This is a genomic window from Enterococcus sp. C57, assembly GCF_040887305.1.
In the GTDB taxonomy this organism is placed as follows: domain Bacteria; phylum Bacillota; class Bacilli; order Lactobacillales; family Enterococcaceae; genus Enterococcus_B; species Enterococcus_B hirae.
Genome location: NZ_JBFOFP010000002.1, coordinates 311,145 through 337,646, shown reverse-complemented (window position 1 = coordinate 337,646; position 26,502 = coordinate 311,145). Strand labels below are relative to the sequence as shown.

The following is a 26,502-nucleotide window of genomic DNA, read 5'->3' as shown; positions in this document are numbered from 1 at the left end:
ATGAACGCATTGATTGAATGGTTAGATGATCCGCAAGTGTATCGAGTAAATCAAAGGAAAGCCCATAGTGATCATGTTATTTATGGTGCTAAAGAAGAAGTGGAAACAGGAAACACCAGAATCCAATCACTGAATGGGAAGTGGCAATTTTGCTATTCCCGTAATGCTTTAGAACGTCCAGTGAATTTTTTTGAAAAGGAATTTGATAACAGCAGCTTCGATCAGATTGATGTTCCTGGGCATATCGAACTAGCAGGATACGACAAGATCCACTACATCAATACGATGTATCCATGGGAAGGGCATGAGTTTAGACGTCCGGCTTATACAACCGCTAGTAAGGAAGAAGCCGAGGGGATGTTTTCTCAAGCCGATTATAACCCAGTTGGCTCATATGTGACGAACTTTACTTTAAATGAAGAAATGAAAGAAAAGGCGATCACCATTCGATTTGAAGGTGTCGAACAGGCAATGTATGTCTGGTTAAATGGGCACTTTGTCGGTTATGCAGAAGATTCTTTCACGCCTTCTGAATTTGATTTAACTCCTTATCTGGAAGAAGAGAATCGTTTAGCGGTAGAAGTCCATAAAAGAAGTAGTGCCGCTTTTCTCGAAGACCAAGATTTTTTCCGTTTCTTTGGGATTTTTAGAGATGTTTCATTGATCGCCAGAGGGAAAAATCATATAGAGGATATGTGGATCAAACCTCAAGTTGATCCCTCTTTTCAAAGCGGTTGGGTAGATATCGACTTGACTATTGAAAATCTTACTTCAAACGGAAAGCTACGTGTCCGACTCCTCAATTGCAAAGGAGAAGAGATCCATCAAGAAGAAGTGAGAATCGAAGAACAAATCTCGTTGCATATTCCAGTAGATAAAATTACTTTATGGGATCATTTTCAACCCAATTTATACACCGCCGAATTTGAAACGTTTGATGATACTGGGGTGACGGAGTATAGTTACTATCCATTTGGTTTTAGAAAGATCGAGATCAAAGAGCGGATCATTTATTTGAATGACCGACGTTTGATCATCAACGGTGTCAATCGACATGAATGGCATCCTGAAAAAGGAAGAGCTATCGATTTGATGGATATGAAGAAAGATCTAGAAATCATTAAACATGCGAATATCAATGGGGTTAGAACCTCACATTATCCAAATCAAATCCCTTGGTATTATCTTTGTGATCAGGCGGGGATTCACTTGATGGCAGAGACCAATCTGGAATCTCATGGTTCTTGGCAAAAGATGGGCGCGTTTGAGCCGTCTTACAATGTACCGGGGAACGTTCCTCAATGGCGGGAGATCGTTCTTGACAGAGCACAGACAAATTTTGAGACATTCAAGAACCATACGAGTATTTTATTCTGGTCTTTAGGAAATGAATCTTACGCAGAAGAGAATATTCGTTTGATGAATGATTACTTTAAAGAAAAAGATCCCGATCGCCTTGTTCACTATGAAGGAAATTTCCCTAATCCTGCATTCGAAGATTCGATTTCTGATGTCAAGAGTTGCATGTATGCTACGCCAACAGATATCTGTGATTACCTTGAAAATGATGGGGAAAAGCCTTTCATTTTATGTGAATACATGCATGACATGGGGAATTCGTTGGGAGGATTGAATTCTTACATGGAATTATTAGATCGATACCCAATGTATCAAGGTGGCTATATTTGGGACTTTAAAGATCAAGCGATTCAAGTGATCGATCCATTGACGAAACAAAAAGTAATGAGATACGGTGGGGACTTTGATGATCGTCCAAGTGATTATGAATTTTCAGGTAACGGGATCGTCTTTTCTGATGGTCAAGAAAAACCGGCATTACAGGAGGTAAGGTATTATTATGGAAAATACAGCGATTAAAATGAAGATTATTTATGGAGATTGTACATTTGCTTTAAAAGGTGAAGGATTTCATTATATCTTTTCCTATACAAGAGGTGGGTTGGAATCCTTAAATAAAAATGGGAAAGAATGGTTGTATCGAGAAACGCTGCCGACGTTTTGGCGGGCTTTGACGGATAATGATCGAGGGAATGGGTTTGGCTATCGTTCGTCCATGTGGCTAGGGGCTGGGATGTACCCGAAAGTAAAAAATGTTCAAGTTTCCATTGATCAAAAACCAATCGAACAGCCAATTGCTCCGATCAATAATCGCTATTCCAATCATGAATATGCGCAATCAGCAGCGATCAAATTCACGTTAGAAATCAATACGGTGCCCAAAACAGAAGTCATAGTCAACTATGAAGTACAATCTGATGGAGAAATGAAAATTTCTGTCTTTTATCATGGACAGCAAGGACTGCCTGAATTACCTTTATTAGGTTTTCGCTTTATCATGCCAACCAAAGCGAAATATTTTGAATATGAAGGACTATCAGGAGAAACGTATCCAGATCGAATGGCAGGAGGAATCGAGGGTACTTATAAAGTAACTGGTTTACCAGTGACTCCCTATCTCGTGCCACAAGATTGTGGTGTCCATATGAAGACGAAATGGCTAGAAATCACTAGAGATTCTACGATGAATAATGCGGATCAAGGAAAGGAGGAATTTTCATTACGCTTTGAACAAGTGAACGGCGATTTTGCATTTTCAGCTCTCCCTTATAAAGCCGAAGAATTAGAAAATGCCACACATCTTGAAGAGTTACCACCAGCTAGAAGAACCGTCTTAGTGATTCAAGGGAAGGTACGTGGTGTAGGAGGAATCAACAGCTGGGGAGCAGATGTTGAAGAAGCGTATCATATTTCAGCGGAAGAAGACCATGAATTTAGTTTTATTGTGAAGTAAAGGTCGTGAAAGAAGCGGTCAGCTCCGAGCAAATAAGAGGCAATTTTTTAAAACACCTTTTCATGTTAAAAAAATTTAGGTTTATTTCAAGGAGCTGATGCTTGAATGCTGTCTATCTAGAGAAAGGAAGGATTGATAGCTAAGTATCGGTAAAGAACAATAGCTTTTCATATTATTAGCAGACATGAAAAATATAAAACCATAGACAAATAGACGTTGCTTTTCTAAAATCATCTATCTTAGAAGGGCAGCGTCTATTGCTTATAAGTATCAACTAACTGAATTGTTTATTTTTGAATTAACTGATTAATGGCAATGTGATTTTTACCGTTGTACCAACACCCATAATCGATTGGATCTGCAATCCATACTCTTTGCCGTAAAGCAATTTGATTCGTTCGTTCACATTCTTGACTCCGATTCCAGAAAAATAGTCCTTGTTTTTTTTCTTTTGATTTGTATCAAATCCATCACCGTTATCTACGATTTCAAAGATCAATTGTGTTTCGTGAATTTTTCCGAATAAAGTAATAAACCCACTTTTTTTTGTTTGAAAAGCATGTAAAAAAGCATTTTCAATAATTGGCTGAATTATCATATTGGGCACTTTAAAAGGGTATAGTTCATCGGGGACCATGATCCGAGTGGCGATATCATCACCATATCTCAATGAAAGAATATGGATATAGCTTTGCACACTTTTTAATTCTTCTTCGACAGTGATTGTTTCTGCTTTTTTCCCAATGGTACTTCTCAACAAATCAATAAAATGATCGATTCCATGAATTGCTTTTTGATTTTCTTTTTGCCAGATCAAAAATTTTAGACTAGTTAACGTATTGTAGATAAAGTGAGGCTGGATTTGGGCTTGCATCGTTTGAATCTCTAATTGGCGTTTTTTCTTTTCGTTTTCAATTGAAGTAAAATAGTTCTCATCGATCGTTGTTAATAGTTGATTGATTGTAGTGCCTAAAGTCTTTGTTTCGTAGGTCCCTTGAACGTCTACTTGGGTATTATTAGGAATTTTTTTGATATGTTTTAAGGACTGAATCAAGGCATAAATCGACTTCGTCTGACGGTTCATATAGCGAAAGACAATAGCACCAACTACCATTAAAGTCATCAAATTAAAAAGGACGATCGGAACAATCAGTCCCATTTGATTGACTAGTGAACGAATATTTACTTTACTAATCAAAGCTAAGTTTTGTCGATATAATGGAACACGTGTTAAACGATTATAATCAACTGTTTTTGTTTCATTGGTATTTAAATCATTTAACAAGTTGGTTTTGGCACCAATCATGCCAGTTTCATTGGAGGTAATGATTTGATTTGCTTCATTGATGAGATAGATTTTGGAGACCTCCGAATGGATCGTTTCATTGAATAAATTCGCTAGCTCATCTGCAGTTATCGCAATGACAGCATACCCATAAATATGATTCAACGAGGAAGTCAATTTCTTAATGAATAGGATGCTGCTTTTTGTTTGGTCACGAGTAGTTAAACCAAAGTCGACAAAGAACATTTGGGTCGATGCTTTATGTGCCTTTGCTTTTTGTACGACATCAGATCTCATGAATGCCGCAGCATCCATACTGGCAAGCATCTCGTTTCCAACGAAGGTATGTCCACTTTCACCATAGATCATCAGATCGTAATTGATGGAAGGAGAGATCGAAGTAAAGCTTCGGTTCATTTGTTGGATTGTTTTTACATTTGCGTAGTTATCTAACGAAGAGTGCGGATCGTTAGAGAAATAATTTTCGACTGCAGGGTTGTTAGCGACCATCGTTAAGATATTTTCGATATTATCATTCAATCGTTCAAAATCACGTTGTATTTTGCCAAGCGTTAGTTCATTCGATTTATCAAATAGATGGATATAAGCGTTTTTGGATCGATCATAAATGAAGAAGGACAGAATAATCGCTTGAGTAAGAAGCGCAATGACTAGGACAACCAGTAGTTTTGTAACTAGTTCATACTCTTTGAATTTTTTCTTCATGTTTCAAACTTCCTTTTCGATATTGAGAAGGATTTAGCCCAGTTTCTTCCTTGAATACTCTTGAGAAGTAACCAAGTTCAGCAAATCCTACTTGGTAAGAGATTTGTGAAAGTGGCTCGGTTGTCTCAAGCAAAAGCCGTTTCGCATGTTGTATCCGGACTTTTTTTAGATATTTAGTGAAGCTAATCCCATATTTCTCGGTAAACATGGTAGATAAATAACTATAGGAAAAATGAAATTTTTCGGAGATGATTTGCAAGGAAATATCTTGATGATAATTTTCTTGAACATAATCATAGATCGCTGTCAGAATTTCTGAGTTTTCATTCTTTTCCGGCGTGCTCCAACGCATCAATTGAGTGATGATTTTAGTAAACGTAATAGAAAAATCTTCGATGGTGGCGACGTTCGTTATAAGTGTTGGTAACGTAATTTTTAATGTCGTCAATTCTTTCGTCCCTTGACCATCTTCTAAAGCATTGATGAGTGCGTAGAGACGATTGATTGTTTCGTGTTTTAAAAATAAAGGGTCAATTTTTAAAGCGATCAGAGTCTCAATCGCTGATTTCATTTCTCTGATAGCGGATACATAATCTTTGTTGACAATCTTTGTTAAGTAGCTTTTCGTGCTCTGATCAAAGTGTGGAATCAAAGGGACTAATTGTTCTTCCGATACAACACCAGCACTTTTCTGATAAAAACGTTGTCCTTTGCCTAATTTTTTTAATCTTTGAAAACAATCGAACAGCTCACTTAGCTCTAAACAAGGGGAAATAATCAATAATGCATCAGATTTTTGCGCATATTCACGCAAAGAAGTCTGAATTTGTTCGAAACAATCCATGGAAGAAACATTTAGTAAGCAACCATATTCATAGTCGAGAGTGGTAAAAGGCTGACAATCAATCCAGGGTTCAGCTCGTTCTTCGTTACTTTTTAGAGAAGCTAGTGGAGCTAAATCATCCATTTCGCTATAGACGATGTAAAATAACGGGAAACGAAAAGGATCGTTAGATATCGTTGTTTTTTGTCCAGAGAAATATTGTGTTAAAGCACTATCTAGAGAGAATTTAGAGTCTAGATTTTTTTGGCCTTTTTTAACCAAATGGTTCAAAGCAGAAAGCAGGTTTTCTGGATTCAATTTTGGTTTAAGTAAATAATCGGATACGCCTTCTTTAAAAGAGTCTTTCACTAGTTGAAACTCATCATGGCTTGATAACACTAATATTTGAATATCAGGTTTGCTTTTTTTTAAGAGGCGAGCAAGTTCAATCCCATCCAGTTCAGGCATGATAAGATCAGTAATGACAATATCAATATCATTAGAATGAATAGAGAAAAAATCAAGCGCTTCCAATGAGTTTGAAAAAGCGCCTTTAATTTGGAATCCGTGGTTTGACCAATCAACCAAATTGGCTATGCCATGTAAGATTGTTTTTTCATCGTCGATCAATAATAAATTAATCAAGCTTGTTCCCCCTTTTAAACAGTTTCTCTTTTTAAAATACGGTTTTATTGACAGAAAAGCAAGATGAATTACTCAAAATAAAAAAATTTGAAATCTAAATTTGTGATTTTTTCTTATTTTGGGATATTTTTTGGAACTCTTTTAGAAACTAAGAAAACGATTACATTTTTTGGTATGATTCACATGTAAAGAATAAAAATGAAAAAGGCGGGTTGGATATGAAATTCAAAAAATTAGTAGCAAGTGCGACGCTTTTAGCTTCAGCAGCAGTTTTGTTTGCGGGATGTGGGAGTTCCTCAAATTCAGCAACGAAAGATGAAAATAAAATCAGTGTTTGGGCATGGGATGAAACGTTTAATATCAAAGCAGTCAATGAAGCAAAAAAAGTCTATGACAATAAAGATGTCGAAGTGGATGTCGTTACGATGTCACAAGATGATATCGTACAAAAGTTAAACACAGCATTAGCCAGTGGAAATACGGATGGATTACCGAATATCGTGTTGATTGAGGATTATCGTATTCAAGGTTATTTGAATTCTTATCCGGACGCATTTTCTGAGTTAACCGATATCGTAGATGAATCCAATTTTGCTTCGTATAAATTTGCGGTTAATAAGATCGATGATCAAATTTATGGCGTCCCATTTGATTCAGGTGTTACGGCTAATTTTTATCGAACAGATGTATTAGAAGAAGCCGGTTACAGTCAAGCAGATATGCAGAATTTAAGTTGGGATGACTATTTACAAGTTGCTCGAGATGTTAAAGCAAAAACGGGTAAAAAAATTACTGAAGTGAATCCCTCAGATCTTGGACGTGTCCGTATGATCATGCAAGAAGCTGGTGAATGGTACACTTCGGAAGATGGAAAGACGGTTACGATCAAAGATAACCAATCATTGAAATATGGATTAAATCTATTTGCTACACTACTTAAAGAAGATCTAGTGGAACAAACTTCAGATTGGAATGCAGGTGTCACGGCCATTCAATCAGGGGCTGTTGCATCCAGTCCAATTGGTGCTTGGTATTCCTCGACGATCCAAGGTGCTGAAGATCAATCAGGGAAATGGGCAATTGCACCGACACCTTCATTACCTGCCAATATGCAAAAAGCACAAGCTTCTAATTTAGGCGGAGCTGGGTGGTATGTGATCAAAGGTGTTTCAGGCGAAGAAAATGCGAAAGACTTCTTGAAGAAGACCTTTGCGACTAACGAAGATTTGATGGGAACCTTAGCGAAAGAAATCGGGTTAGTTTCTACCATGTTAAGTGCAAAAGATCAACCAGCTTATCAAGAGTCTTCTGAATTCTATAGTGGTCAAAAGGTGTTTGAAGACTTTTCTAAATGGACAGCGGAAATTCCACAAGTTAATTATGGACAAGAAACCTATGCAATCGAAGCAGTTGTAGCAGAGTCATTACACCGAATCATCAATGGAGAAGATACTGATAAAGTCTTGGCAGATACGCAAAAACAAGTAGAAGCACAGTTAGCCAATTAAGCAGAGTGAAATGAATTGATTTAGAGTATCAAATTTGTGTTGGCTGGTGATTTTTGAACGGTCATCAGTCACACAAATTTGCTATCTATTAAAAATAGTTTCAATCAATACCGTAGAATTTTCGTGAGGACGCTGTCAATTACTCAGACAATTAGTTAAGAGGAAGGATTTGTGAGACGATCCTTAAATGACAGATAAAACGAAGATGAACGTAACGAAAGTGAGCAAAGCAGATGAAACAAAAAGATTTTTTCAAGAACGGAAATGCGTTTCTTGTTTTACCAGTTCTGATGATCTCGATCATGGTGTTTATCCCAATGATTTTAGCGCTGATCACTTCATTTCAAAGTGGTCCCCCAGTTAATATGAGTTTTAATGGTTTGGGGAATTATCAACGCATGTTGAATGATGCGACCTTCAAAAAGGCTTTTTTTAACACCTTTTTATATTTATTGGTACAAGTACCGATTATGTTGTTTTTAGCTTTATTTGTCTCTAATTTATTAAATGATAAAAAGCTTAAAATGAAAGGATTCTTCCGGACAGCGATTTTTTTACCTTGTATCACATCCATGGTTAGCTATTCGCTTATTATGAAAAGCTTGTTTTCTCAATCGGGATTAGTGAATAATTTTTTGATGACGATCGGCTTGATCGATATGCCAATTGGCTGGCTGACTCATCCAGTTTGGGCGAAAGTATTAATCATCATTTCGATTACATGGCGTTGGACAGGTTATAACATGATTTTCTTTTTATCAGGAATGCAAAATATTGATCCGGCAATTTATGAAGCAGCAGAAATCGATGGCGCATCTAAGTGGCAACAATTGATCAAAGTCACGATTCCTAACTTAAAACCAATTATTTTGTTTACGTCAATCACATCAACGATCGGTACGTTGCAACTCTTTGATGAAGTACAAAATATTACGGGTGGTGGACCAGCAAATGCAACAACTACGCTATCTCAGTATATTTACAATTTAAGTTATAAATTTACACCGAATTTTGGTTATGCTGCGGCGGTTTCATTTGTGATCGTAGTCTTTATTGTACTGTTATCAATCATTCAAACGAAAGTCGGAGGTGAAAAAGCGTGATAGATCAAGCAGAAAACAAAGTACTTCTTAAAGAGAATGAAAAAAAAGCGACTAAAACATTCGATTGGTTAGCTGTTTTTAAATATGCCTCTTTGAGCGTGATTTCATTTATTTCGATTTTTCCTTTTGTTTGGATGATCTTAGGAATGACGAATACACCTATCGATATTACTGCCGGAAAATTAAAGATCGGTAGCCATTTAGTTGTCAACTTCCAGAATCTTTTTTCAAATGACTTAAACTTTGCACGCTCATTGTGGAATTCAGCTTTGATCGCTATTGTAACAACGGTCTTAGCTTTGTTGATTTCATCTATGGCTGGTTATGGGTTTGAGATCTATAAAAGTCGAAAAAAAGAACGATTATTTACGATTTTGCTTTTATCGATGATGGTTCCTTTTGCTGCGTTGATGATTCCTTTGTACCGCATGTTTTCTAACTTAAACGGAACGATCTTAGGGATTAATAGCTTCTTAGTCGTCATTTTGCCTTCAGTAAGTACAGCTTTTTTGATCTTCTTCTTTCGACAAAACGTTAAAGCGTTTCCTAAAGATTTAGTAGAAGCTGCACGTTTAGATGGATTAAAAGAATTAAGTATATTTTTCCGTGTCTACCTACCCACTGCTAAAAATACGTATGCAGCTGCTGCAATCATTACTTTTATGAGTAGCTGGAATAACTATCTTTGGCCTTTAGTTGCATTACAATCACCAGATAAGCGTACGGTCCCATTAGTTTTATCTGCCATGGGAGCCTCTTATACACCAGATTACGGAATGATTATGGCCGGGCTTGTGATTGCAACATTACCAACAGCTATCGTGTTCTTTGTTTTACAAAAACAATTTGTTCAAGGAATGATCGGTTCTGTCAAGTAAACGCGACTCGATGATAAAATTAGTTTGGTATAAACTTTAAATGTATAGGAAAAGCTGTCCCACTAAGGGAGAGCTTTTTTTCTTTTTAGATAACGCTTAATATAAAAAATATATTTATGGTTAATTATTTAAATAACTATAATTATTATAGGTTGTAAGGAGAAAAATTTATAAATATTATATTATTGCTATTTATTTAGTTGTTATTTATAATTAAATTGTACAAAAAATAACGTTTTCGTAATGGGTGAATAATTATTTTTTGTTCATAAAATAATTTTAAGGAGTGAGGTAAATGAAAAAATATGCGGTTAGTCTGTTGTTGTTTGTGTTTGGTATCTTTGTACTTTCAGCCAATGTTGGTGCGCAAGAAGTCACGTCAAAAGAGATTTTTAGTATTCCGGAGCCGACGTGGATCTTCAACTCAGGGATGAGTAAAGGGAAAAACCATGATCGTCAGGATCTAGGTTTTATCTTAAGCGAAAATACCGAATTGAGAATGAGACAGACAAATGCTCATTTCAAGAATAAGTTAAAATTGCGACTACTAGGAAACGATAAAAAGAATGAAAAAAGTATCGAAGTTGGATCAAATTGGGTAAGTATACGTGCAGATGAGCCCTTGGTTCCATTTATTGATACACCGTACGGAGAAGGATCAGCACAGATCGAATACGAAGTGGTGACTTCCAAAGAAATGAAAGCGTTACCTGTTTATGAATATCATGGGAATGAGACCATGTTTTTTTCAATGTGGGATACGGAGGATGCAGAGTATGCGCTAATTCAAGGAGTAGATTTCCAATTACTCGTACCCAAATTGGACAAAGAACTAGTGAGAAACTTAAAAGATTTTCCATCAATTGATGCGTTGATTGAGTATCATCACGGTATTTTTGCTTTATTTAACGGTATCGCTGGTTTTGATGGTTCCGCACCAGAAAATCAGAACGGCGCGAATCGTTACTTTTTAAAGGCAGATGATTCTGGCGCAGGTGCTGCTTATTATGGGGGTGATTGGACAGCTAATAGTGAACCTACGACAGATATGTGGTTGAAAGAACTAAGTTGGGCAACATTACATGAAATTGCTCACGGTTATCAAGCTGGTTTTGATGGGCAAGATATGTATACTGGCGAAGTGTCAAATAATTTATTTGGGGTCCAATATCAGTATGAAAAATATGGAAAAAAAGCAGATGACATCGGTTGGTTGTTTAATTTAGGTAAAAAAGAAGAAGTCGAAAACAAGCTATATGATAAGTTGATCCGTGATGGAGACACTTACCATGATGTCGATGTGCGTGAACAACTGATTTTATTAACGATGTTCAAACAAAAAGCTGGAAATGACTCCTTCACTAAGATATATCAGGAATACCGTAAAATGGCTAATCAGAGTGATTTCAAAGATTGGGAATATACATTACCCAATTTAATGAATCGTATCTACAGTGAAAATAGTAAGCAGGATTTTTCTGCTGCCTTAAAAAAACGTGGGTTGTATCTTGATGAATTTCAAGCAGAAAAAAATCGTGTGGCAGGTTATCCAGCTGTGGCTTCATTGGCAGATATTGTCTCTGAAAATGAGTTGGTGCGTGCACGTCAATTGATTGACCCAAACTATTTGATCAATTCTAATTTTGAATTGGTTACTAACGAGGAAATCGCCTCTCTAGGGTTGGCTGGTGATTTGACCATTGAAATTCTTCCTAGCGATTTGAGTAACTTTGAAGGGCTCACAGTTGAATTAAAAGATGGAGCAACTATTATAGCGAGTCAACCAGTACAACAAAAAATGACATTTAAAAATATTCCTAATGGGGTCTATCATTTAGAATTTTCTGGTGAACAAATGAAGTATTATTTACCAAGCGAAAATTATGTTTATGTAAAGGAAACCCAAAACCATGCTTCTCTTTCATTAATCAAAGCTGATATCAGTAAGTTAGCCGATGAAGATCTTATCTTTTATGGCTTTAATGATCAATGGTCAGGTTCATTAAGAACGAATTTGAATTCAAGAGAAGCAACACTTACCTTAAATATGCCAAAACCTCATTATTTATTTAAAGATGAACTTTATGTAAAAGTGACTATCAAATCTCAGGATGGCAAAATTAGGTATGAAAAATCGATTAATGGAGACATACCTGAACGATTCACCGATGACCATTTGTTGCTTGAGACAGGAGATAGCATAGAAATCTACCATGCAGAAGCAAGAAATCGTTTGAAAGGTCCAGAAAATCTTATTGATCGTGGACAAAATACTAACCACTGGCTAGTTACGGAACATGGGTTAAAACACCTTGGATTAAACAATAATCCAGAAAAAGATCTTATGAAAAAAATTGAAAAATTAGGGAATTCATTAGTAAAAGCTGAGGGTATTAAACCGATGGCGTGGGAAAGATCAATGGCTAAAAAACAATTATGGACAGCCATACAATCTCTATCTCCAAAAGATACAGAACATTATATGTCCCAATATTATGTTTTGTTCAAATAGCATATGATGAGCAGGCAAAATGAGCAGTCAAAATTATCGAATTGATCGTCTTTAGCAAAAAAACTTAGCACCTTATAGATTGAGACGAAAGTGTTAATTATCAAGCACCAAAAAAAGTTCCGGAACTTGCCAAGAAACACAAACGCTAGTTTTTTCTGTCGATTGTTATCTACTTGGTGCTTCTCCAATTTTTGATTAATTTCGGCTTATCTTTCGAAAATGCTGCTTTTATCTCGTCGTGAACAAGAGCTCTTTAAACACCGTTTATTCATTTTTAGATATACTAGAAGATACTGGGACAAAAAAGTTGTCTCAGTCTCTTCTTTTGTTTTATCACAAGCGTTTGGTTTTAGTGATGTAATACAAATAAGACCAGTATAAAATATTAGCTAAATGGCTATGCTAGTATAAATGACTTGAATGATCCTAAGATTTACTCAAGAATTTTTTAAAAGAGCTTCTTTTATATAACAAACACTTCTTTTTTGATATAAAAATGGTTACGCTTTCATTAGAATAGAAATATCAAATAAAGGAGTGAGTAGAATGAAAAATAAATGTTGCATGATTACTTTGGCTTCTATTTTATTGTTAGGATGTGCTACACCAAGTATCGTTTACGGAAAGGAACAAGAGGGACTATTGGCAAGAACAAGCCTTGCATCTGTTTCTCAATCCCTCAACAAAGGAAACGAGGGGCAAGTAAAAACAACAACACTTGGACTATCTGACGATGAGCAAGCGATCATTCAAGCAATCGGTAAAGGCAAGAATTTCAAGGGAAAACTTTATTTAAATTATATCCGAGATAAAATAACTGAAGTTTTCAAAGAGTATAATGGAGATATTTTTAAACTTCTAAGTGAATTCTCTTCGTTGATATCAGACCAAATTTCAGAAGTGAATGTAAAAGAACGCTTTGATGTTAGTCCAGAAGTAATCAAACGTTTGATTACAATCAGTGCGATGTATGACATTGCTTTTGCAAAAGACAGTTGTTTTATGAGCTTGCTTGGTGCAGCGAATGATGGAACGGCACCTGCTGAGCCTACAGGTTTTTATCCTAATACCACTCAATTAGAAGGAACGACCGTAAATAAGCAAGATGGAAAATTAATGACGTTGAAATCTTATTATGTGGATCAAAAATCAGATGTAACGGTGATGATTCATGGTGGTTTTCGAGGAAATTGGAATTTAGGGACAGTAACGGATGAGTATAATATCTTTTACAATGCGGGCTATAATTTATTATTTGTAGACCCTCGTGCCACTGGAAACAGTGGGGGCGATTATGTCACTTATGGACAATATGAGTCAGATGATGTGCTCTATTGGATCAATCGAGAAGTAGGAACTAAGCCGACTCAAAAGATTTTACTTTATGGTGGCTCAATGGGGGCTGCAACTATGATGTCAACATTAGCTAAGGATATCCCAGCAAACGTAAAAGGAATCATCGAGAATTGCGGATTTAAATCAATTGATGAACAACTTAGATACACCTACAAAAATACCGTAGCGCCTTTATTAGGTTCAATATTTGGGGAAGAATTTGACATTGTAGCAGACGAAGAACATGAAGATCTATATATGGGATTGTTGAAAGAGTATTACTTTGACCAAGAATTAAAAATGAATGTGAATGAAAATCTACCTGAAATTGGTATGGCCACAACGATCCCCAAATTGATCATTCACGGAGATGCTGATCAAGTAGTTCCTCATGAAAATGCGGATGAGCTCTATGATCTTTCCGGGGGCTATAAAGTCAAGTTGATTGTATCAGGAGCTGGACATGGGGAAGCCCAATCAGTTGATCCCGTAGCGTATCAAACATATGTCACTAATTTTCTAAATTATCTTTTTGGAAGTCAAAGACATTAAGAAAAAATGATTGATCTTTCTGAGGAATGGGACGAAGTTTGACACGATCGAGAGAGTAGCGCCACGCATAATTAGGTTGATGAAATAAGCCGAAGAATCTAAAATTATTTCCTTGATTTTAGTGTTCTTCGGCTTGTTTTTACTACATTTACTCAAACCACAAGCAGTTACAAATACATACATGAAAGTATTGAACCTATCTGATCTCGATCAAGATAAATGGAGAACGACTTAGTAGTTAAGGCATTTTCAGACCAATGAATGGGCATAGTGGATACTTTTGTATTCTTTTGGGGTACAGCCGGCGACCTTTTTGAACACTTGAATAAAATGACTTTGACTAGAATAAGCAAGCAAGTGACTGATTTCATCGTAAGAATGATCTGTAAACAATAACAAATGTTTTGCTTCGGTTATCTTTTTTTCTTGAATGTATCCGTGAATGGTAATCCCCATTTCTTTTTTGAAGTGGCTGCAAATATGTGCCTTATGTTTTTCAGTGATGGCAGCTAACTCGTCGACGGTGATGCGTTCGTATAAATGATTATCAATGTGGTTGACAATCGTTTTTACTAACATGGATTTTTGAGCTAAAGGAAAATTATGAAGCAGTTCCATAAAACGGAAGGTTGCTTCTTTCATATATTGCAGACATTCTTTGACTGAGTGGATATAAATCAGTCCCTGAATCAAAGAGTCGGACAGACCAAAGGCTTGATTGATCGGTACACCTTCTTCAATACTCATTCTGGTAACGATGGCTACGAACGAGGCAAATTTAAGTTTCAACCCTTCCAATTCAAAGGGGGATAAAGAGACTTTATAGGTTTCTTTCATTTTATTAAAGACCCAAATGACTTTTTCAGGTTCGTTTCGTTTGATGTAATCTAGATAGCGTAATTCAAAATGATACGAATCGAAGGTTTCTTTGTGGATCCGTCGATCATAAAGATTATTTTCCAGGCTGTAATCAGTGGATAGATTTTTTTTATTTTTTTCTTGTTGAAAGTACCAAATAAATTCTTCCTTTTTGGTTGGTCGCTGAGTCAGAATCGTGTGTAATAGTTGGATATATTCTTCAAATGAATACTTGTCTTCTTTGGAATAATGAATATTATAATGGTACTCATGTCCCATAAAAAAACAAGAGGTTTCTTTTGAACCGATAATACCGCAAGGGCCAATGATCATCTGATATTCCTTTTGATCACATTTAAAACAAAAATAGCCGTATAAATAGGATGTTGTATGGTAAAGCTGGATCTGCTCTGTTTTTTTAAATGGAAAATAGGTACTGATCGTGATTGGTAAGTCTTCTAAATTTTTTGGATGGATGAGATATCCGTTTTCATCAAATAATAGCATCGGAATCAGATATTTTCGGTACAATAAATCCATAGTTATTTTAATCGTATCGGTAGTCATAATGTAAATACTCCTTGTGACGAATTCTTTCTTTTTATTTTACACGAATAAATTTTGTATAGCGCGAATATTTTGGTATAAATGCTAATTTTTTTATATAAAATTCGTTTTTTATTCTTTATAATCTGTTCTATAAAGCGGTTACAAAGGAGGCGCCGATGGAAGCAGATCAGTTACAAGCTTTGTTTGATCGATTATCTGTTCAGGAAAAAATCGCACAAACGATCCAACTGAATGGAAGTATTTTATCAGAAAATGATGTGATGAATACTGGGCCAATGGAAGAATTAGGATTACCTCAAGAGTTAGACGTATTTGAGATTGGCTCTATTTATAATATCAACGATCATCAAAAATTAAAAGAACTACAAACAAAAGTTTTAGCAAAAAGTAAACACAAGATACCCATGTTGTTTATGTCAGATGTCATTTATGGATTTCGGACAATTTTCCCCATACCTCTAGCTCAAGCTGGTTCTTACGATTTTGAGTTAATCCAACAAGCAGCTAAGTTAACAGCAGAAGAAAGTTATTTAAATGGCTTACATGTCTTGTTTTCACCAATGTTAGATTTAGCGCGTGATCCACGTTGGGGAAGGGTTATGGAATCTCCAGGCGAAGATGTTTATACGGCGAAAGAGTTTGCAAAAAGTATCGTCAATGGTTATCAGGGAGATAGTGAGACAAAAATTCCAGAAAAACATGTAGCTGCATGTCTGAAGCACTTTGCAGCTTATGGAGCACCGGAAGCAGGACGAGAATATCAAGCGGTAGATATGTCCCATCAACGGCTTTTCAATGAATATCTACAGCCTTATCAAGCAGCAATTGAAGCAAAATGTGAATTAGTAATGACTGCTTTTAATTTGTTGAATGGAGTTCCTGCAACTGGAAATGAATGGTTGAATCGAGAGATTTTACGTTCTCGCTTTGGTTTTGATGGCGTATTAGTTTCAGACTATGCAGCAATCAAAGAACTGATTCCTCACGGGTATGCCAAAGACGAAATAGATGCAGCCAAAAAGGCACTCATTGCAGGTGTTGATTTAGACATGATGACTTCGATTTATGCCAATCACCTGTCTGAATTAGTACAAGAGCCACGATTTATGCAACTTCTCGATGAAGCGGTGTGGCGTATTTTAATGCTAAAAAATAAATTGGGCTTATTTGAAAATCCTTATCGTGGCTTGGAAGAAGTGAATACTGGAGAAATCTTAACCGAAAAAGCTAAAGAAGCAGCAGTCGAGTTGGTTGAAAAAAGTTGTGTTCTTTTAAAAAATAATGACACACTTCCATTAGTACCAAAGCAAAAAATTGCTGTGATCGGTCCATACGGCGAAAGTCCTCTCACTTTAGGTTTTTGGGCTTCAGTCAGCGGAAAGCCACAAGATACGGTTACTTTGAAGGAAGGATTGAGTCGCCATTTTGCGACAGATCACTTAATGTTTGCTAAAGGATACAATTTATTCGATTCTTATGATGGGTTTGGACCTCTGAAAAAAGGAATGGAATTATTGAATGGGCCAATTGCAGAAGATGAATCATTAATGGAAGAAGCTTACCAGATTTCTCAAAAGGCTGATGTGATTGTATTAACATTTGGCGAACAATTTCTCGAAAGTGGTGAAGGAGCTTCTAAAGCTCACTTACAGATTTCACAAAAACAACAACGTCTGATCAAAAAATTACATGAATTAAATAAACCAATTGTAGGCGTACTATACACCGGTCGACCGCTAGTCATAACGGATATAGAAAAATATTTCGATAGTTTATTACTTGTCTGGTTTCCTGGAACGATGGGTGGGATCGGAATCGCTAATTTACTTGCTGGTAAAGTCAGTCCTTCTGCTCGTCTATCGATGACGTTTCCTAGAAGTGAAGGACAACTACCGATTTATTATGCTCAGACCTCCACAGGCAGACCAATATCAACAAGCAATCATTCTGAGCGTTTTGTCTCAAAATATATCGATGAATCCAATGATCCGCTATTCAAATTTGGAACGGGAATGAGTTACGCCTCATTCGAAAGTCAATTACTGAGAAGTGAGCAAAAAGACCAATTTATTGAGATCAATTATTTAGTGAAAAATCGATCGGATGTTTCAGCAGAAACAGTGACACATGTTTATCTTCATCAAGAATATGCTTCGATTGTGCAACCAGAAAAACGATTGGTCAGCAGTCAGCGAATCTATTTAGAAGCAAATCAAGAAAAGCAAGCAAGAATCAATATTCCAATTTCTGACTTAGCTATCTTTGATAATAATGGAAATAGTTGGATAGAAGAAGGTGTCTACCATTTTTATTTAAATGTCGACGGGTTAGAAAGTGTTACCACATGGGAATATAAACAATAGGGGGATTACGATGGAAAAATTAGAAGCGTTTTTAGGAAGTAAGTTATTACCATTATCGCAAAAATTACAACAAAATAAAGTGTTAGCTGCTTTGATGGAAGGGTTTATTCGTACGAGTCCAATCACTTTGGGGATTGCGCTGATTACGATCGTAGGGAACTTCCCAATTCCTGGTTGGATCGATTATTTGACTTCATTAGGTATTTACCCACATGTAGAAGCTATTACAAATGGTGCAACTGGAGTATTTTCATTGTATGTCGTTTATAGTCTGGCTTTTTCTTATGCAAAACAACTGGGGACGAATGAGCGAAACGCAGCAATTATTTCTTTAGCTAGTTTTGTGATGTTGATGCCTCAAACTGTCGCAACAATGGCTATGCAAAATGGAGAGGCTGTAGACTCTACGATTGCAGCATTACGCTTAGATTTCTTAGGCGGACAAGGCTTGTTTATTGGAATGATCGTTGCTTTAGTGGTTACTCAACTTTATGCTTATCTATCGAAAAAAAATATTGTGCTTAAATTACCAGATAGCGTACCTCCGATGGTTACGCAATCATTGGCACCGGTCTTTGTTGTAACAATCATCTTTGTCCTTGTATTTATTCTGCGTATCTTATTTGGTTTGACAAAATCTGGCTCGATTTTTCAATTCTTTATCGATGTGATCAATGCACCGCTTAACGCGTTGGTTGCTAGTCCATTATCAATTATTATTATCATGGAAGTATTAGCTGTCCTTTGGTTCTTTGGGATTCACAACGCAGTTTTACAAGGACCATTAGGAGCAATCAGTATGACGATGGTTGTCTCAAATATCGCAGCTTTCCAAAAAAATGAAGCTTTGCCTTACTTGATTCCTTCTGTGATCTACATGGGAATGTACGCTGCAGGCTTCATGGGATTTGTGACGTTCTTTATGATTCGTAGTAAATCTGCCAAAATGAAACAACTTGGGAAATTATCCGTGATTCCTGCCATTTTCAACATTACGGAACCCTTGATGTTTGGTATGCCGATTATTTTAAACCCATTGTTTTTCATTCCACAAGTCTTTACACAGTTGATCGCAGGCTTTGTGACGTGGGGATTAACCACAACCATTTTACCGATTTCATTGAACCCAATGATAAGTTTATTGCCTTGGACGACACCAACTTTTGTTAAGATGCCACTTTCTGGTGGGATAAATTATACAATCTTGATGGTTATTTGCATGGGTATCGGAATCTTGATGTGGTATCCATTTATCAAGATTGCTGACAAAAAAGAGTATGAATTAGAATTAAAAGCAGAAGCCGAAGCTAAGGAAGCAAAAGAAAAGATGGCTGGTGTGATTGCAGAAGAAGTTCAAGCATAATGGAGGAGAGCAAATGGTCGTTTTAGGGATTGATATTGGAGGGACGATGATCAAGACCGCTCTGATTTCTCAGAATGAAGTTTCTTTTAAAAAGCGTTTTCCAACACCTTCAGACAAAGAGCAATTTCAACGATTATTATCACAAATGATTCGTGACTATCAAGAAATCCAATCATTCCATAAAATTGCTTTTTCAGTACCTGGATCGGTTGATCAGTCTGGGACAGTTCGCTTCGGCGGTGCTGTTCCTTACCTGGATCAACTCCAATTGCAATCGTTTTTAGAGTTGGAGAATTTCGAAGTGTTCGTTGAAAATGATGCCAAAGCTGCTACTTCCTGTGAAATGAAATATGGCAATTTAAAAGGGATCCAACAAGGCGCAGCAATTATTTTGGGAACTGGAGTTGGCATGGGCATTTGTATCAATGGACAGCTTTATAAAGGAACGCACATGCAAGCCGGTGAAATTAGCTTTATGATCCGTGATCGTCAGATTACTGGTCAAGACTCGTTTGTAGGTATGGGACTGTCGGCTGTTTGGTTGATCAAACAATTAGCTGAATTATTAAAAGTAGACAACGAGGGCGAACAGGTCTTTGCTGCCTTAAAAGACAGTGAGAATGAGTCAGCCAAAGCTTTATTTCATGATTATTGTAAACAGGTTGCTTTTCTTTGTTTCAATGTTCAAACGCTGCTAGATGTTGAAAAGATCGTCATTGGTGGAGGAATCAGTCAACAAGAATATTTGGTCCAGACGATTCAACAAGCTTATCGAGAGCTGTTTACAGTAGCGCCAATCATCAAAAAAACATTACAACCAATGACGATTGAAGCAGCAAAATTTCAAGCAGACGCCAATTTAATTGGTGCGGCCATAAAGGAGAATGAAGATGAAAAATAAATTTCCAACAGATTTTTTATGGGGAGCTTCTACCAGTGCTTATCAAGTAGAAGGCGCTTGGAATGAAGAGGGGAAAGAACCATCTGTTCAGGATATCAAGTCTATCCCAGAAGGAACGACTGATTTTAAAGTTGCCTCTGACCACTACCATCGATTGGAAGAAGATGTCCGTTTATTTAAAGAGTTAGGACTAAAAGCTTATCGTTTTTCGATTTCATGGAGTCGTGTAATGCCTAATGGAAAAGTGAATCCAGCTGGTATTGCTTTTTACAAACGTTTGATTGAGTTATTGAAAGAAAATGATATCCAACCAATCGTAACTGTTTTCCATTTTGATTTGCCTGCGTCCATTGCCGAAAAAGGTGGTTGGGAAAATAGAGAAACGATTCAAGCTTTTGCGGATTATTGTCAGGTATTATTTGACCATTTTGGGCAAGATGTTCCACTTTGGCAAACAATCAATGAACAAAATGTCATGGCATTGGCTGGTTCTGTAATTGGGACAAGTAATAAAAGTATGAAAGAAAAATTCCAAGAAAACCATCATATGTTAGTCGCACAAGCCCTCGTGACCAGTAATTACCACAAAGGGAATTATAACGGCAAAATTGGACCAGCACCTAACATCGCCAGTGTGTATCCTGCTTCAGATAAACCAGAGGATCAGATGGCCGCTTTATATATGAGTGCGCTTAGAAATTGGCTCTTTTTAGATGTTGCTGTTTTTGGGAAGTACAATCATAATGCTTGGCATTTATTAGAGAAGATTGGTGCGGCACCAGTGATTACTGCAGAAGATCAAACGATTTTAGCAGAAGGAACAGGAGACTACATTGCTTTTAACTACTATAATACAATGACCGTCTCCAGTTATTTTGCTAAAGAACAAAAAATAGATCAGCAATCCGGTTTTGGGATTCCAGGATTCTTTCAAACAGTCGAAAATCCACATTTACCAATGACGGAATTTGGCTGGCCTATTGATCCAGAAGGGTTTCGTTTTACTTTAAATGAAATTTATTCTCGCTATCGCTTACCACTCTTGGTGACAGAAAATGGGATCGGTGCATCAGAACAACTCATTGACGGGAAAATCCATGATGATTATCGAATTGATTATTTACATCAACACATCCAGCAAATGGCTTTAGCGATTGAAGATGGCGTTGAGGTGATCGGTTATTGCCCATGGAGTGCGATTGATTTGATCAGTACCCATGAAGGAATCAATAAAAGGTACGGATTTATCTATGTCAATCGGACCGATGAAGAGTTACTCGATTTAGCACGGTATAAAAAGGATAGCTTTTATTGGTATCAACAAGTGATTGAGGAAAATGGCTTAGGAGAATGAAGCAATGAGAACAAAAGAAATTATTTTTGATCGCAAGGCAAATACCGGTCTCAAGCTTTACTTACAAGAAGAATTGTTTGAATCGCAGCCAATCGAAAAACGTCCGTTTATTTTAGTAATTCCTGGGGGTGGGTATTCTTTTTGTAGTGAAAGAGAAGGGGAACCGATCGCATTAAGCTTTCTGTCAAAGGGCTATCATGCAGGTGTTTTACATTATCATGTAGGAGAACATCGTCATTTTCAAAAAGCATTGTCTGATGGACAAAAAGCAATGGAATTACTTCAAGAATGTGCGGAAGAATGGCAGATTGATCGTCATAAGATTGCGGTCATTGGCTTTTCAGCAGGTGGGCATTTAGCAGCAGCCATGTCGACAATGTTAGCGACTAAACCCGCTCTATGTTTATTAGGTTATCCAGCTATCCTCTCTTCTTTTTCAGAGGTCATGGGTATTTCGGCTCCTTCTTTGGAAGAATGCGTGACGAGTGATACGCCGCCGACGTTTTTATTCTCCACATTTGAAGATTCGATCGTTCCTATCGAAAATTCCTTACTATATTTACGTGCGTTAGAAGAAAATGATGTTCCTTTTGAATCACATATTTTTCAAAAAGGACCTCATGGTCTTTCTTTGGCAACTAAGTGGTACCGCACATCTGATGAAGTGACAGACGAACGTTTTGCTCGCTGGTTTCCATTTGCGATGGAATGGATGGAATCACAGTGGGAAGAACAAGAAAAAGGCAACGAATTATCGACCAGAGAGATCATCGACATACCGATTTTTCAACTCGTAAAAGAGGCAGAAAATCAGCAAGTTCTCCAACGATTTTTCCCTAGCTGGCAAGATCCTAGTCGTTTCAAATTAGTAAAAAGACTTAATTTAAAGCAATTACGGCGAATGATTCCAGATCAAATGACGAATGAACGATTTGAACAATTGATCGATGGATTGAATCGACCAAAGGAGGAGCATTGAATGCAAGCTTACCTTGTCCATGAAAGTTATAAAGCGACCAATCGTCTGACGGCTGAACAGCCTCAGGAACTTACGGAGTTAACTTTTTATAAGAACAGTAAAAATGCTTGTCAGTTACTACTTCATGACGGGCGAAAAAACCATTTCGTACTATCGGATGAATTTTCGATACCAGATGCTATTGAGATACCGATTTATCGTATCGCTATCGAATCCTCGTTACCAGTAAAAGCTCAATTTATTGACTATTATTTAGGCAACGAAGATATATTGTATGCTGATAAGTTGTTAGAACAAACAGTGAAAACTTATTCAGGCGATCGTTATGCGCCAATTTATCTGGAATTTCCTTTGGATACTGAAATCAAGTCTGGCAGCTATTCACTAGAAATAACAGTTTACCGTTCATATTTGACAGCCGGTGACGAAGAAGTAGTGACGAAAAAATTAATGATTGACGTTTCAGATTATTGTTTTCCAGATAACGTGACTCAGAAATTTAATTTGGACATCTGGCAACAACCGTCTAATTTAGCGAGAAGTTTTCAAGTCCCACTTTGGAGTGAGACTCATTTCCGATTGATTCGCGAAATGGCTGCCAGTTTAGCAGCTATTGGGCAAAAAGCGGTAACGGTGATCGCAGGCGAGATCCCTTGGAAAGGTTGGTTCAATTATATCGTCAAAGACTATCCAGCGAATCTCTATGAGTATTCAATGATCAAAGTCAAGAAGGATCTCAAAGGAGAATTGACGTGTGATTTCACCATTTTAGATCGCTATCTTCAAACGATGGCAGAAGCAGGTATCGATCAAGAAATCAACGTCTTTGGTTTGTTAGGTGTGTGGCAAGTACCATTCTTCCCATTGATCCAACAGTTAGATTACCCTGAAAAAATTGTGGTTCGCTATTTTGATGAAGCCTTGCAAAAGATCGGATTCATCGAAAACAAAAATGAATTGAAGTCCTATTTCAACCAATTATTTGAGCATTTCAAAGAGATTGGGGTATGGGATAAAGTCAGGATTATCTCTGATGAGCCGAAGATTCACGAAATAGACACCTTTAAAGCTTCATTAGCAGAATTAAAGTCAGTGGATACTAGTGTTCAGATAAAAGTCGCTTTTGATAAAGAAAACGTCTTGGAACAATTGCTGCCAGATGTCGATTTTCCGGTCACTTCTTTTTATTGTACGTGCAACCATTATCAGCAGTTAACACAAAGCCATCCAGGAAAGACACAATATTATATTTGTAATTATCCTGATCGTCCGAATACCTTTTTACACAGCTCATTACTAGAGACTCGTATCCAAGGAATTTTAGCGCATTGCTTCAAAACAGATGGTATGCTGCGTTGGGCATATAATTGCTGGCCAGAAAATGTGCGAGAAGATATCCGCTATAATACTAGTTCGTTACCGATCGGTGATACTTGTCTCATTTATCCTAGCTATTCTGGACAGTTATTGTTGTCTTTACGTTACAAACAATTGCAAAGAGGAATTGAAGATTTTTACCTGGTCAAAGAAGCAGTGAATAAGAATCCGATTGTCACACAACAATTATTAGATGCATTTTTAGGCAGCAGCGAACCAAAAGAATGGATGCAAGATAGCCATACAAGCAACCAACGTTTGTTTAATCAACAGGCAGACGAATACGAAGCATTTCGAAAACAATTGATTGCTTCCTTGTCTTAGAGCTGAGTACTTATTTTGTGATTGCTTTTTCAGGGTGAAACAAAAAGGGCGCTAAGCTCCAGATGTTTTTTGAGTACCTTGCTAAACAGCAGACCTTCCTTTTCAGAATCAAGCCCCAAAAATTGAAAGGCTCGTATGGTTTTTCATTCTTGATTTTGAAGTAGCAGGGTTGCTTATAACATAAAGAGAAGCCAAAGGAGCCGAAACCAAGTTTGATTTTCGCTCCATTTGGCTTCTTTTTACGGTAATGTCATATTTGAGTATTTTTTTATTGAAAAAAATAACAGCGTTTACCTGTTCTGCTCGTAACTTGTGAAGGAATCAGGTAAAATAGAGTAAAGGAGGAGGATATATGCTAAAAAATTTAAAAGAAGTTGTTATCGCCATTTTACCAATGACGCTTTTAATTGTTATTTTAACTTTTATTTTCGCACCGCTTGACTCAGATGAAATGATTTCTTTTTTGTTTGGGGCAGGGATTATGATGATTGGCATGACACTATTTTTATTTGGCGCCGATTATTCGATGATGGAAGTCGGGCGATTAGTGGGAAAATATATGATCAAAAAGAAAAGTCTCACAATCCTCATTGCTTTAGGATTTATGATTGGAATTGTAATCACGATCGCAGAACCTTCCGTTCAAGTGTTGGGACAACAAGTCAATCAGATTTCTGAAGGAAAGATTGGCCGAGTGTTGTTAATTGGAATTGTAAGCGTTGGCACAGGTGTCTTTTTAGCGTTTGCTCTGTTACGGGTTGTCTTCAAATTATCTTATTATCAATTGATGGCGATTGGTTATGTTGGTGTATTAGTCGCTTCATTTTTTACAAGTAATGAATTTATGCCGATTGCTTTTGATTCTGGAGGCGTTACGACTGGACCGATTACTGTTCCTTTTATTCTAGCATTAGCTGGCGGACTGACTAGTATGATTCGTCAAGAAACGAGTGCCAATGATAGCTTTGGGATGGTTGGGATTGCATCTTTAGGTCCAATTCTGGCAGTAATGATTTTAGGGATGATTTTTCAATGAAGATAGTCCAAGAATTATTCTCGGGGATAGAAATCATTGCCTATGAGGTGTTAATCGCCATATCGCCGATCATACTATTATTCTTAGTCATGAACTTCCTGAGCTTTCAGATGAGTAAAGAACGTTTCTGGGCTATTATCAAGGGCTTTTTGATCACTACTGTCGGATTGATCTTATTCCTGCATGGTGTCGATCTGGCTTACGTTCCTGTTGGACAACATCTAGGTAGTGTACTTGCTAGTTTAGAACATAATCAGCTTTTGATACCTTTAGGGTTCTTGATGGGGTTTTTAGTTGGTTTCGCAGAACCAGCGATCCATGTCATGGTTAAACAAGTGGAAGAATTGAGTGAGGGAAGAATCAAAGCAAAAATCATGTTAGCAGTCATCTCTATTGGGATTGGCTTAGCAGTTGGGTTATCTATGTGGCGTTTATTAGTTGGTTTTTCTCTCTACTATTTTTTGATTCCAGGATATGGCTTAGCTTTTATTTTAGGACGCAAGGTTGATAAAATTTTTCTTGCTATGGCATTTGATAACGGAGGGGTAGCGACTGGTCCCATGTGTTCCACGTTCATTTTATCGATGTGTGTGGCAATTGCCACGCAAATTGAAGGAAGAGATCCGATTATTGATGGATTTGGAGTGGTGGCTATGATTGCATTGACGCCCATATTATCGACATTGGTTCTAGGCTATATATACAAAAGGAAAGATGAAAAAGATAAACAAGCCAAACACAAATTACAACAGTTGGAGGGAAAAAAATGAAAGATCCTGTAGCGTTGAATCTGAATATGATCGTCACGATTGTTGATGGGGGAATGGGGTACGAAGTGATTAAGTTTTCAAAAACCGCCGGAGCAGCTGGAGGTACGATACTCCATGGGCGTGGATCAGGGATTCATGATTCTAGTAATTTTTTAGGTCTGGAAATCTCACCTGAAAAAGATATTGTGTTAACCCTCGTACCTGATAGTTTAACCAATCAAGTCATGGAGACGATTGGTCAGGGAATCAACATTGATGTTCCAGGAAATGGTATCTGTTTTAGTATTGATGTCGATAAAGTCATTGGGATCACTAAAATCCACCAATATCGGGAAGTGATCGAGATGAAAGAATTGATGGAAAAAGAGGAGTGAACCTGCAATCGCTCAGGTGGTTTCATTGTTTTAAGGAGAATTTGATGAATTACT

General features: G+C 37.0%; 18 protein-coding genes and 1 pseudogene. 16 read left to right on the top strand and 3 right to left on the bottom strand.

The window, feature by feature from the left end:
* Together AB5M32_RS03485 and AB5M32_RS03480 are read left to right on the top strand one after the other, a co-directional pair.
* Positions 1-1,878, top strand: coding sequence for a glycoside hydrolase family 2 protein (locus AB5M32_RS03485; protein ID WP_368024310.1), 1,878 nt, complete (start codon positions 1-3; stop codon positions 1,876-1,878).
* Positions 1,859-2,812 carry a beta-galactosidase small subunit gene (locus AB5M32_RS03480; RefSeq protein ID WP_010719000.1) on the top strand — a complete coding sequence of 318 codons (954 nt, stop codon included), beginning with the start codon at positions 1,859-1,861 and terminating at the stop codon, positions 2,810-2,812. Before AB5M32_RS03485 ends, AB5M32_RS03480 begins: the two co-directional genes overlap by 20 nt.
* A 298-nt stretch (positions 2,813-3,110) precedes the next feature.
* On the opposite strand, the gene AB5M32_RS03475 is transcribed toward AB5M32_RS03480, so the two are convergent.
* Together AB5M32_RS03475 and AB5M32_RS03470 are read right to left on the bottom strand one after the other, a co-directional pair.
* Positions 3,111-4,823: a sensor histidine kinase gene (locus tag AB5M32_RS03475; protein ID WP_368024309.1), complete on the bottom strand. Its 1,713-nt coding sequence runs from the start codon at positions 4,821-4,823 to the stop codon at positions 3,111-3,113.
* Complete coding sequence (locus AB5M32_RS03470) at positions 4,798-6,291, bottom strand: helix-turn-helix domain-containing protein (protein WP_010737705.1); 1,494 nt, start codon at positions 6,289-6,291, stop codon at positions 4,798-4,800. Before AB5M32_RS03470 ends, AB5M32_RS03475 begins: the two co-directional genes overlap by 26 nt.
* Positions 6,292-6,509: 218 nt before the next feature.
* On the opposite strand from AB5M32_RS03470, the gene AB5M32_RS03465 reads away from it, so the two are divergent.
* From AB5M32_RS03465 to AB5M32_RS03445, 5 genes and pseudogenes are all read left to right on the top strand, one after another.
* Entirely contained in the window at positions 6,510-7,799 is a 1,290-nt protein-coding gene (locus AB5M32_RS03465) for an ABC transporter substrate-binding protein (RefSeq protein ID WP_096709043.1), read from the top strand.
* Positions 7,800-8,032: 233 nt separating this feature from the next.
* Positions 8,033-8,902, top strand: coding sequence for a carbohydrate ABC transporter permease (locus AB5M32_RS03460; protein WP_010719005.1), 870 nt, complete (start codon positions 8,033-8,035; stop codon positions 8,900-8,902).
* Positions 8,899-9,780, top strand: coding sequence for a carbohydrate ABC transporter permease (locus AB5M32_RS03455; protein ID WP_010719006.1), 882 nt, complete (start codon positions 8,899-8,901; stop codon positions 9,778-9,780). Before AB5M32_RS03460 ends, AB5M32_RS03455 begins: the two co-directional genes overlap by 4 nt.
* A gap of 295 nt (positions 9,781-10,075) precedes the next feature.
* The gene (locus AB5M32_RS03450; RefSeq protein ID WP_368024308.1) at positions 10,076-12,292 is read left to right on the top strand and encodes a putative mucin/carbohydrate-binding domain-containing protein; all 2,217 of its coding nucleotides are present in this window, start codon (positions 10,076-10,078) and stop codon (positions 12,290-12,292) included.
* Positions 12,293-13,048: 756 nt separating this feature from the next.
* Positions 13,049-14,161, top strand: a pseudogene (locus AB5M32_RS03445) (alpha/beta hydrolase); the annotation flags it as partial.
* Between the two features lie 267 nt (positions 14,162-14,428).
* Here AB5M32_RS03445 and AB5M32_RS03440 read toward each other — a convergent pair.
* Entirely contained in the window at positions 14,429-15,604 is a 1,176-nt protein-coding gene (locus AB5M32_RS03440) for a helix-turn-helix transcriptional regulator (RefSeq protein WP_063627199.1), read from the bottom strand.
* A gap of 158 nt (positions 15,605-15,762) precedes the next feature.
* Here AB5M32_RS03440 and AB5M32_RS03435 point away from each other — a divergent pair, with 158 nt between their 5' ends.
* From AB5M32_RS03435 to AB5M32_RS03395, 9 genes are all read left to right on the top strand, one after another.
* On the top strand, positions 15,763-17,970 hold the full coding sequence (locus tag AB5M32_RS03435; protein ID WP_063627198.1) for a glycoside hydrolase family 3 N-terminal domain-containing protein: 2,208 nt from the start codon (positions 15,763-15,765) through the stop codon (positions 17,968-17,970).
* Positions 17,971-17,980: 10 nt separating this feature from the next.
* Complete coding sequence (locus AB5M32_RS03430; protein ID WP_010719011.1) at positions 17,981-19,333, top strand: PTS sugar transporter subunit IIC; 1,353 nt, start codon at positions 17,981-17,983, stop codon at positions 19,331-19,333.
* A gap of 13 nt (positions 19,334-19,346) precedes the next feature.
* Complete coding sequence (locus AB5M32_RS03425) at positions 19,347-20,234, top strand: ROK family protein (RefSeq protein WP_063627197.1); 888 nt, start codon at positions 19,347-19,349, stop codon at positions 20,232-20,234.
* Positions 20,224-21,588, top strand: coding sequence for a glycoside hydrolase family 1 protein (locus tag AB5M32_RS03420; protein ID WP_034867044.1), 1,365 nt, complete (start codon positions 20,224-20,226; stop codon positions 21,586-21,588). The genes AB5M32_RS03425 and AB5M32_RS03420 overlap by 11 nt, the downstream gene beginning before the upstream one ends.
* A gap of 4 nt (positions 21,589-21,592) precedes the next feature.
* On the top strand, positions 21,593-22,567 hold the full coding sequence (locus AB5M32_RS03415) for an alpha/beta hydrolase (RefSeq protein WP_063627196.1): 975 nt from the start codon (positions 21,593-21,595) through the stop codon (positions 22,565-22,567).
* A complete protein-coding gene (locus AB5M32_RS03410) occupies positions 22,568-24,268 on the top strand; it encodes a DUF4091 domain-containing protein (protein WP_063627195.1) in 1,701 nt (566 codons plus the stop codon).
* Between the two features lie 352 nt (positions 24,269-24,620).
* Complete coding sequence (locus AB5M32_RS03405) at positions 24,621-25,304, top strand: DUF1538 domain-containing protein (protein ID WP_063627194.1); 684 nt, start codon at positions 24,621-24,623, stop codon at positions 25,302-25,304.
* Positions 25,301-26,074 (top strand): DUF1538 domain-containing protein, encoded by a 774-nt coding sequence (locus AB5M32_RS03400; RefSeq protein WP_063627193.1) that lies wholly within the window; start codon positions 25,301-25,303, stop codon positions 26,072-26,074. The genes AB5M32_RS03405 and AB5M32_RS03400 overlap by 4 nt, the downstream gene beginning before the upstream one ends.
* On the top strand, positions 26,071-26,448 hold the full coding sequence (locus AB5M32_RS03395; protein ID WP_010719019.1) for a P-II family nitrogen regulator: 378 nt from the start codon (positions 26,071-26,073) through the stop codon (positions 26,446-26,448). Before AB5M32_RS03400 ends, AB5M32_RS03395 begins: the two co-directional genes overlap by 4 nt.
* The last annotated feature ends 54 nt before the right edge of the window (positions 26,449-26,502 follow it).

Excerpts from the sequence above, each read along its gene's own strand:
- AB5M32_RS03415 (WP_063627196.1), top strand. The coding sequence starts at position 21,593 with ATGAGAACAAAAGAAATTATTTTTGATCGCAAGGCAAATACCGGTCTC.
- AB5M32_RS03460 (WP_010719005.1), top strand. The coding sequence starts at position 8,033 with ATGAAACAAAAAGATTTTTTCAAGAACGGAAATGCGTTTCTTGTTTTA.
- AB5M32_RS03395 (WP_010719019.1), top strand. The coding sequence starts at position 26,071 with ATGAAAGATCCTGTAGCGTTGAATCTGAATATGATCGTCACGATTGTT.
- AB5M32_RS03465 (WP_096709043.1), top strand. The coding sequence starts at position 6,510 with ATGAAATTCAAAAAATTAGTAGCAAGTGCGACGCTTTTAGCTTCAGCA.
- AB5M32_RS03420 (WP_034867044.1), top strand. The coding sequence starts at position 20,224 with ATGAAAAATAAATTTCCAACAGATTTTTTATGGGGAGCTTCTACCAGT.
- AB5M32_RS03405 (WP_063627194.1), top strand. The coding sequence starts at position 24,621 with ATGCTAAAAAATTTAAAAGAAGTTGTTATCGCCATTTTACCAATGACG.
- AB5M32_RS03475 (WP_368024309.1), bottom strand. The coding sequence starts at position 4,823 with ATGAAGAAAAAATTCAAAGAGTATGAACTAGTTACAAAACTACTGGTT.
- AB5M32_RS03485 (WP_368024310.1), top strand. The coding sequence starts at position 1 with ATGAACGCATTGATTGAATGGTTAGATGATCCGCAAGTGTATCGAGTA.
- AB5M32_RS03440 (WP_063627199.1), bottom strand. The coding sequence starts at position 15,604 with ATGACTACCGATACGATTAAAATAACTATGGATTTATTGTACCGAAAA.
- AB5M32_RS03430 (WP_010719011.1), top strand. The coding sequence starts at position 17,981 with ATGGAAAAATTAGAAGCGTTTTTAGGAAGTAAGTTATTACCATTATCG.
- AB5M32_RS03435 (WP_063627198.1), top strand. The coding sequence starts at position 15,763 with ATGGAAGCAGATCAGTTACAAGCTTTGTTTGATCGATTATCTGTTCAG.
- AB5M32_RS03425 (WP_063627197.1), top strand. The coding sequence starts at position 19,347 with ATGGTCGTTTTAGGGATTGATATTGGAGGGACGATGATCAAGACCGCT.
- AB5M32_RS03450 (WP_368024308.1), top strand. The coding sequence starts at position 10,076 with ATGAAAAAATATGCGGTTAGTCTGTTGTTGTTTGTGTTTGGTATCTTT.
- AB5M32_RS03400 (WP_063627193.1), top strand. The coding sequence starts at position 25,301 with ATGAAGATAGTCCAAGAATTATTCTCGGGGATAGAAATCATTGCCTAT.
- AB5M32_RS03480 (WP_010719000.1), top strand. The coding sequence starts at position 1,859 with ATGGAAAATACAGCGATTAAAATGAAGATTATTTATGGAGATTGTACA.
- AB5M32_RS03410 (WP_063627195.1), top strand. The coding sequence starts at position 22,568 with ATGCAAGCTTACCTTGTCCATGAAAGTTATAAAGCGACCAATCGTCTG.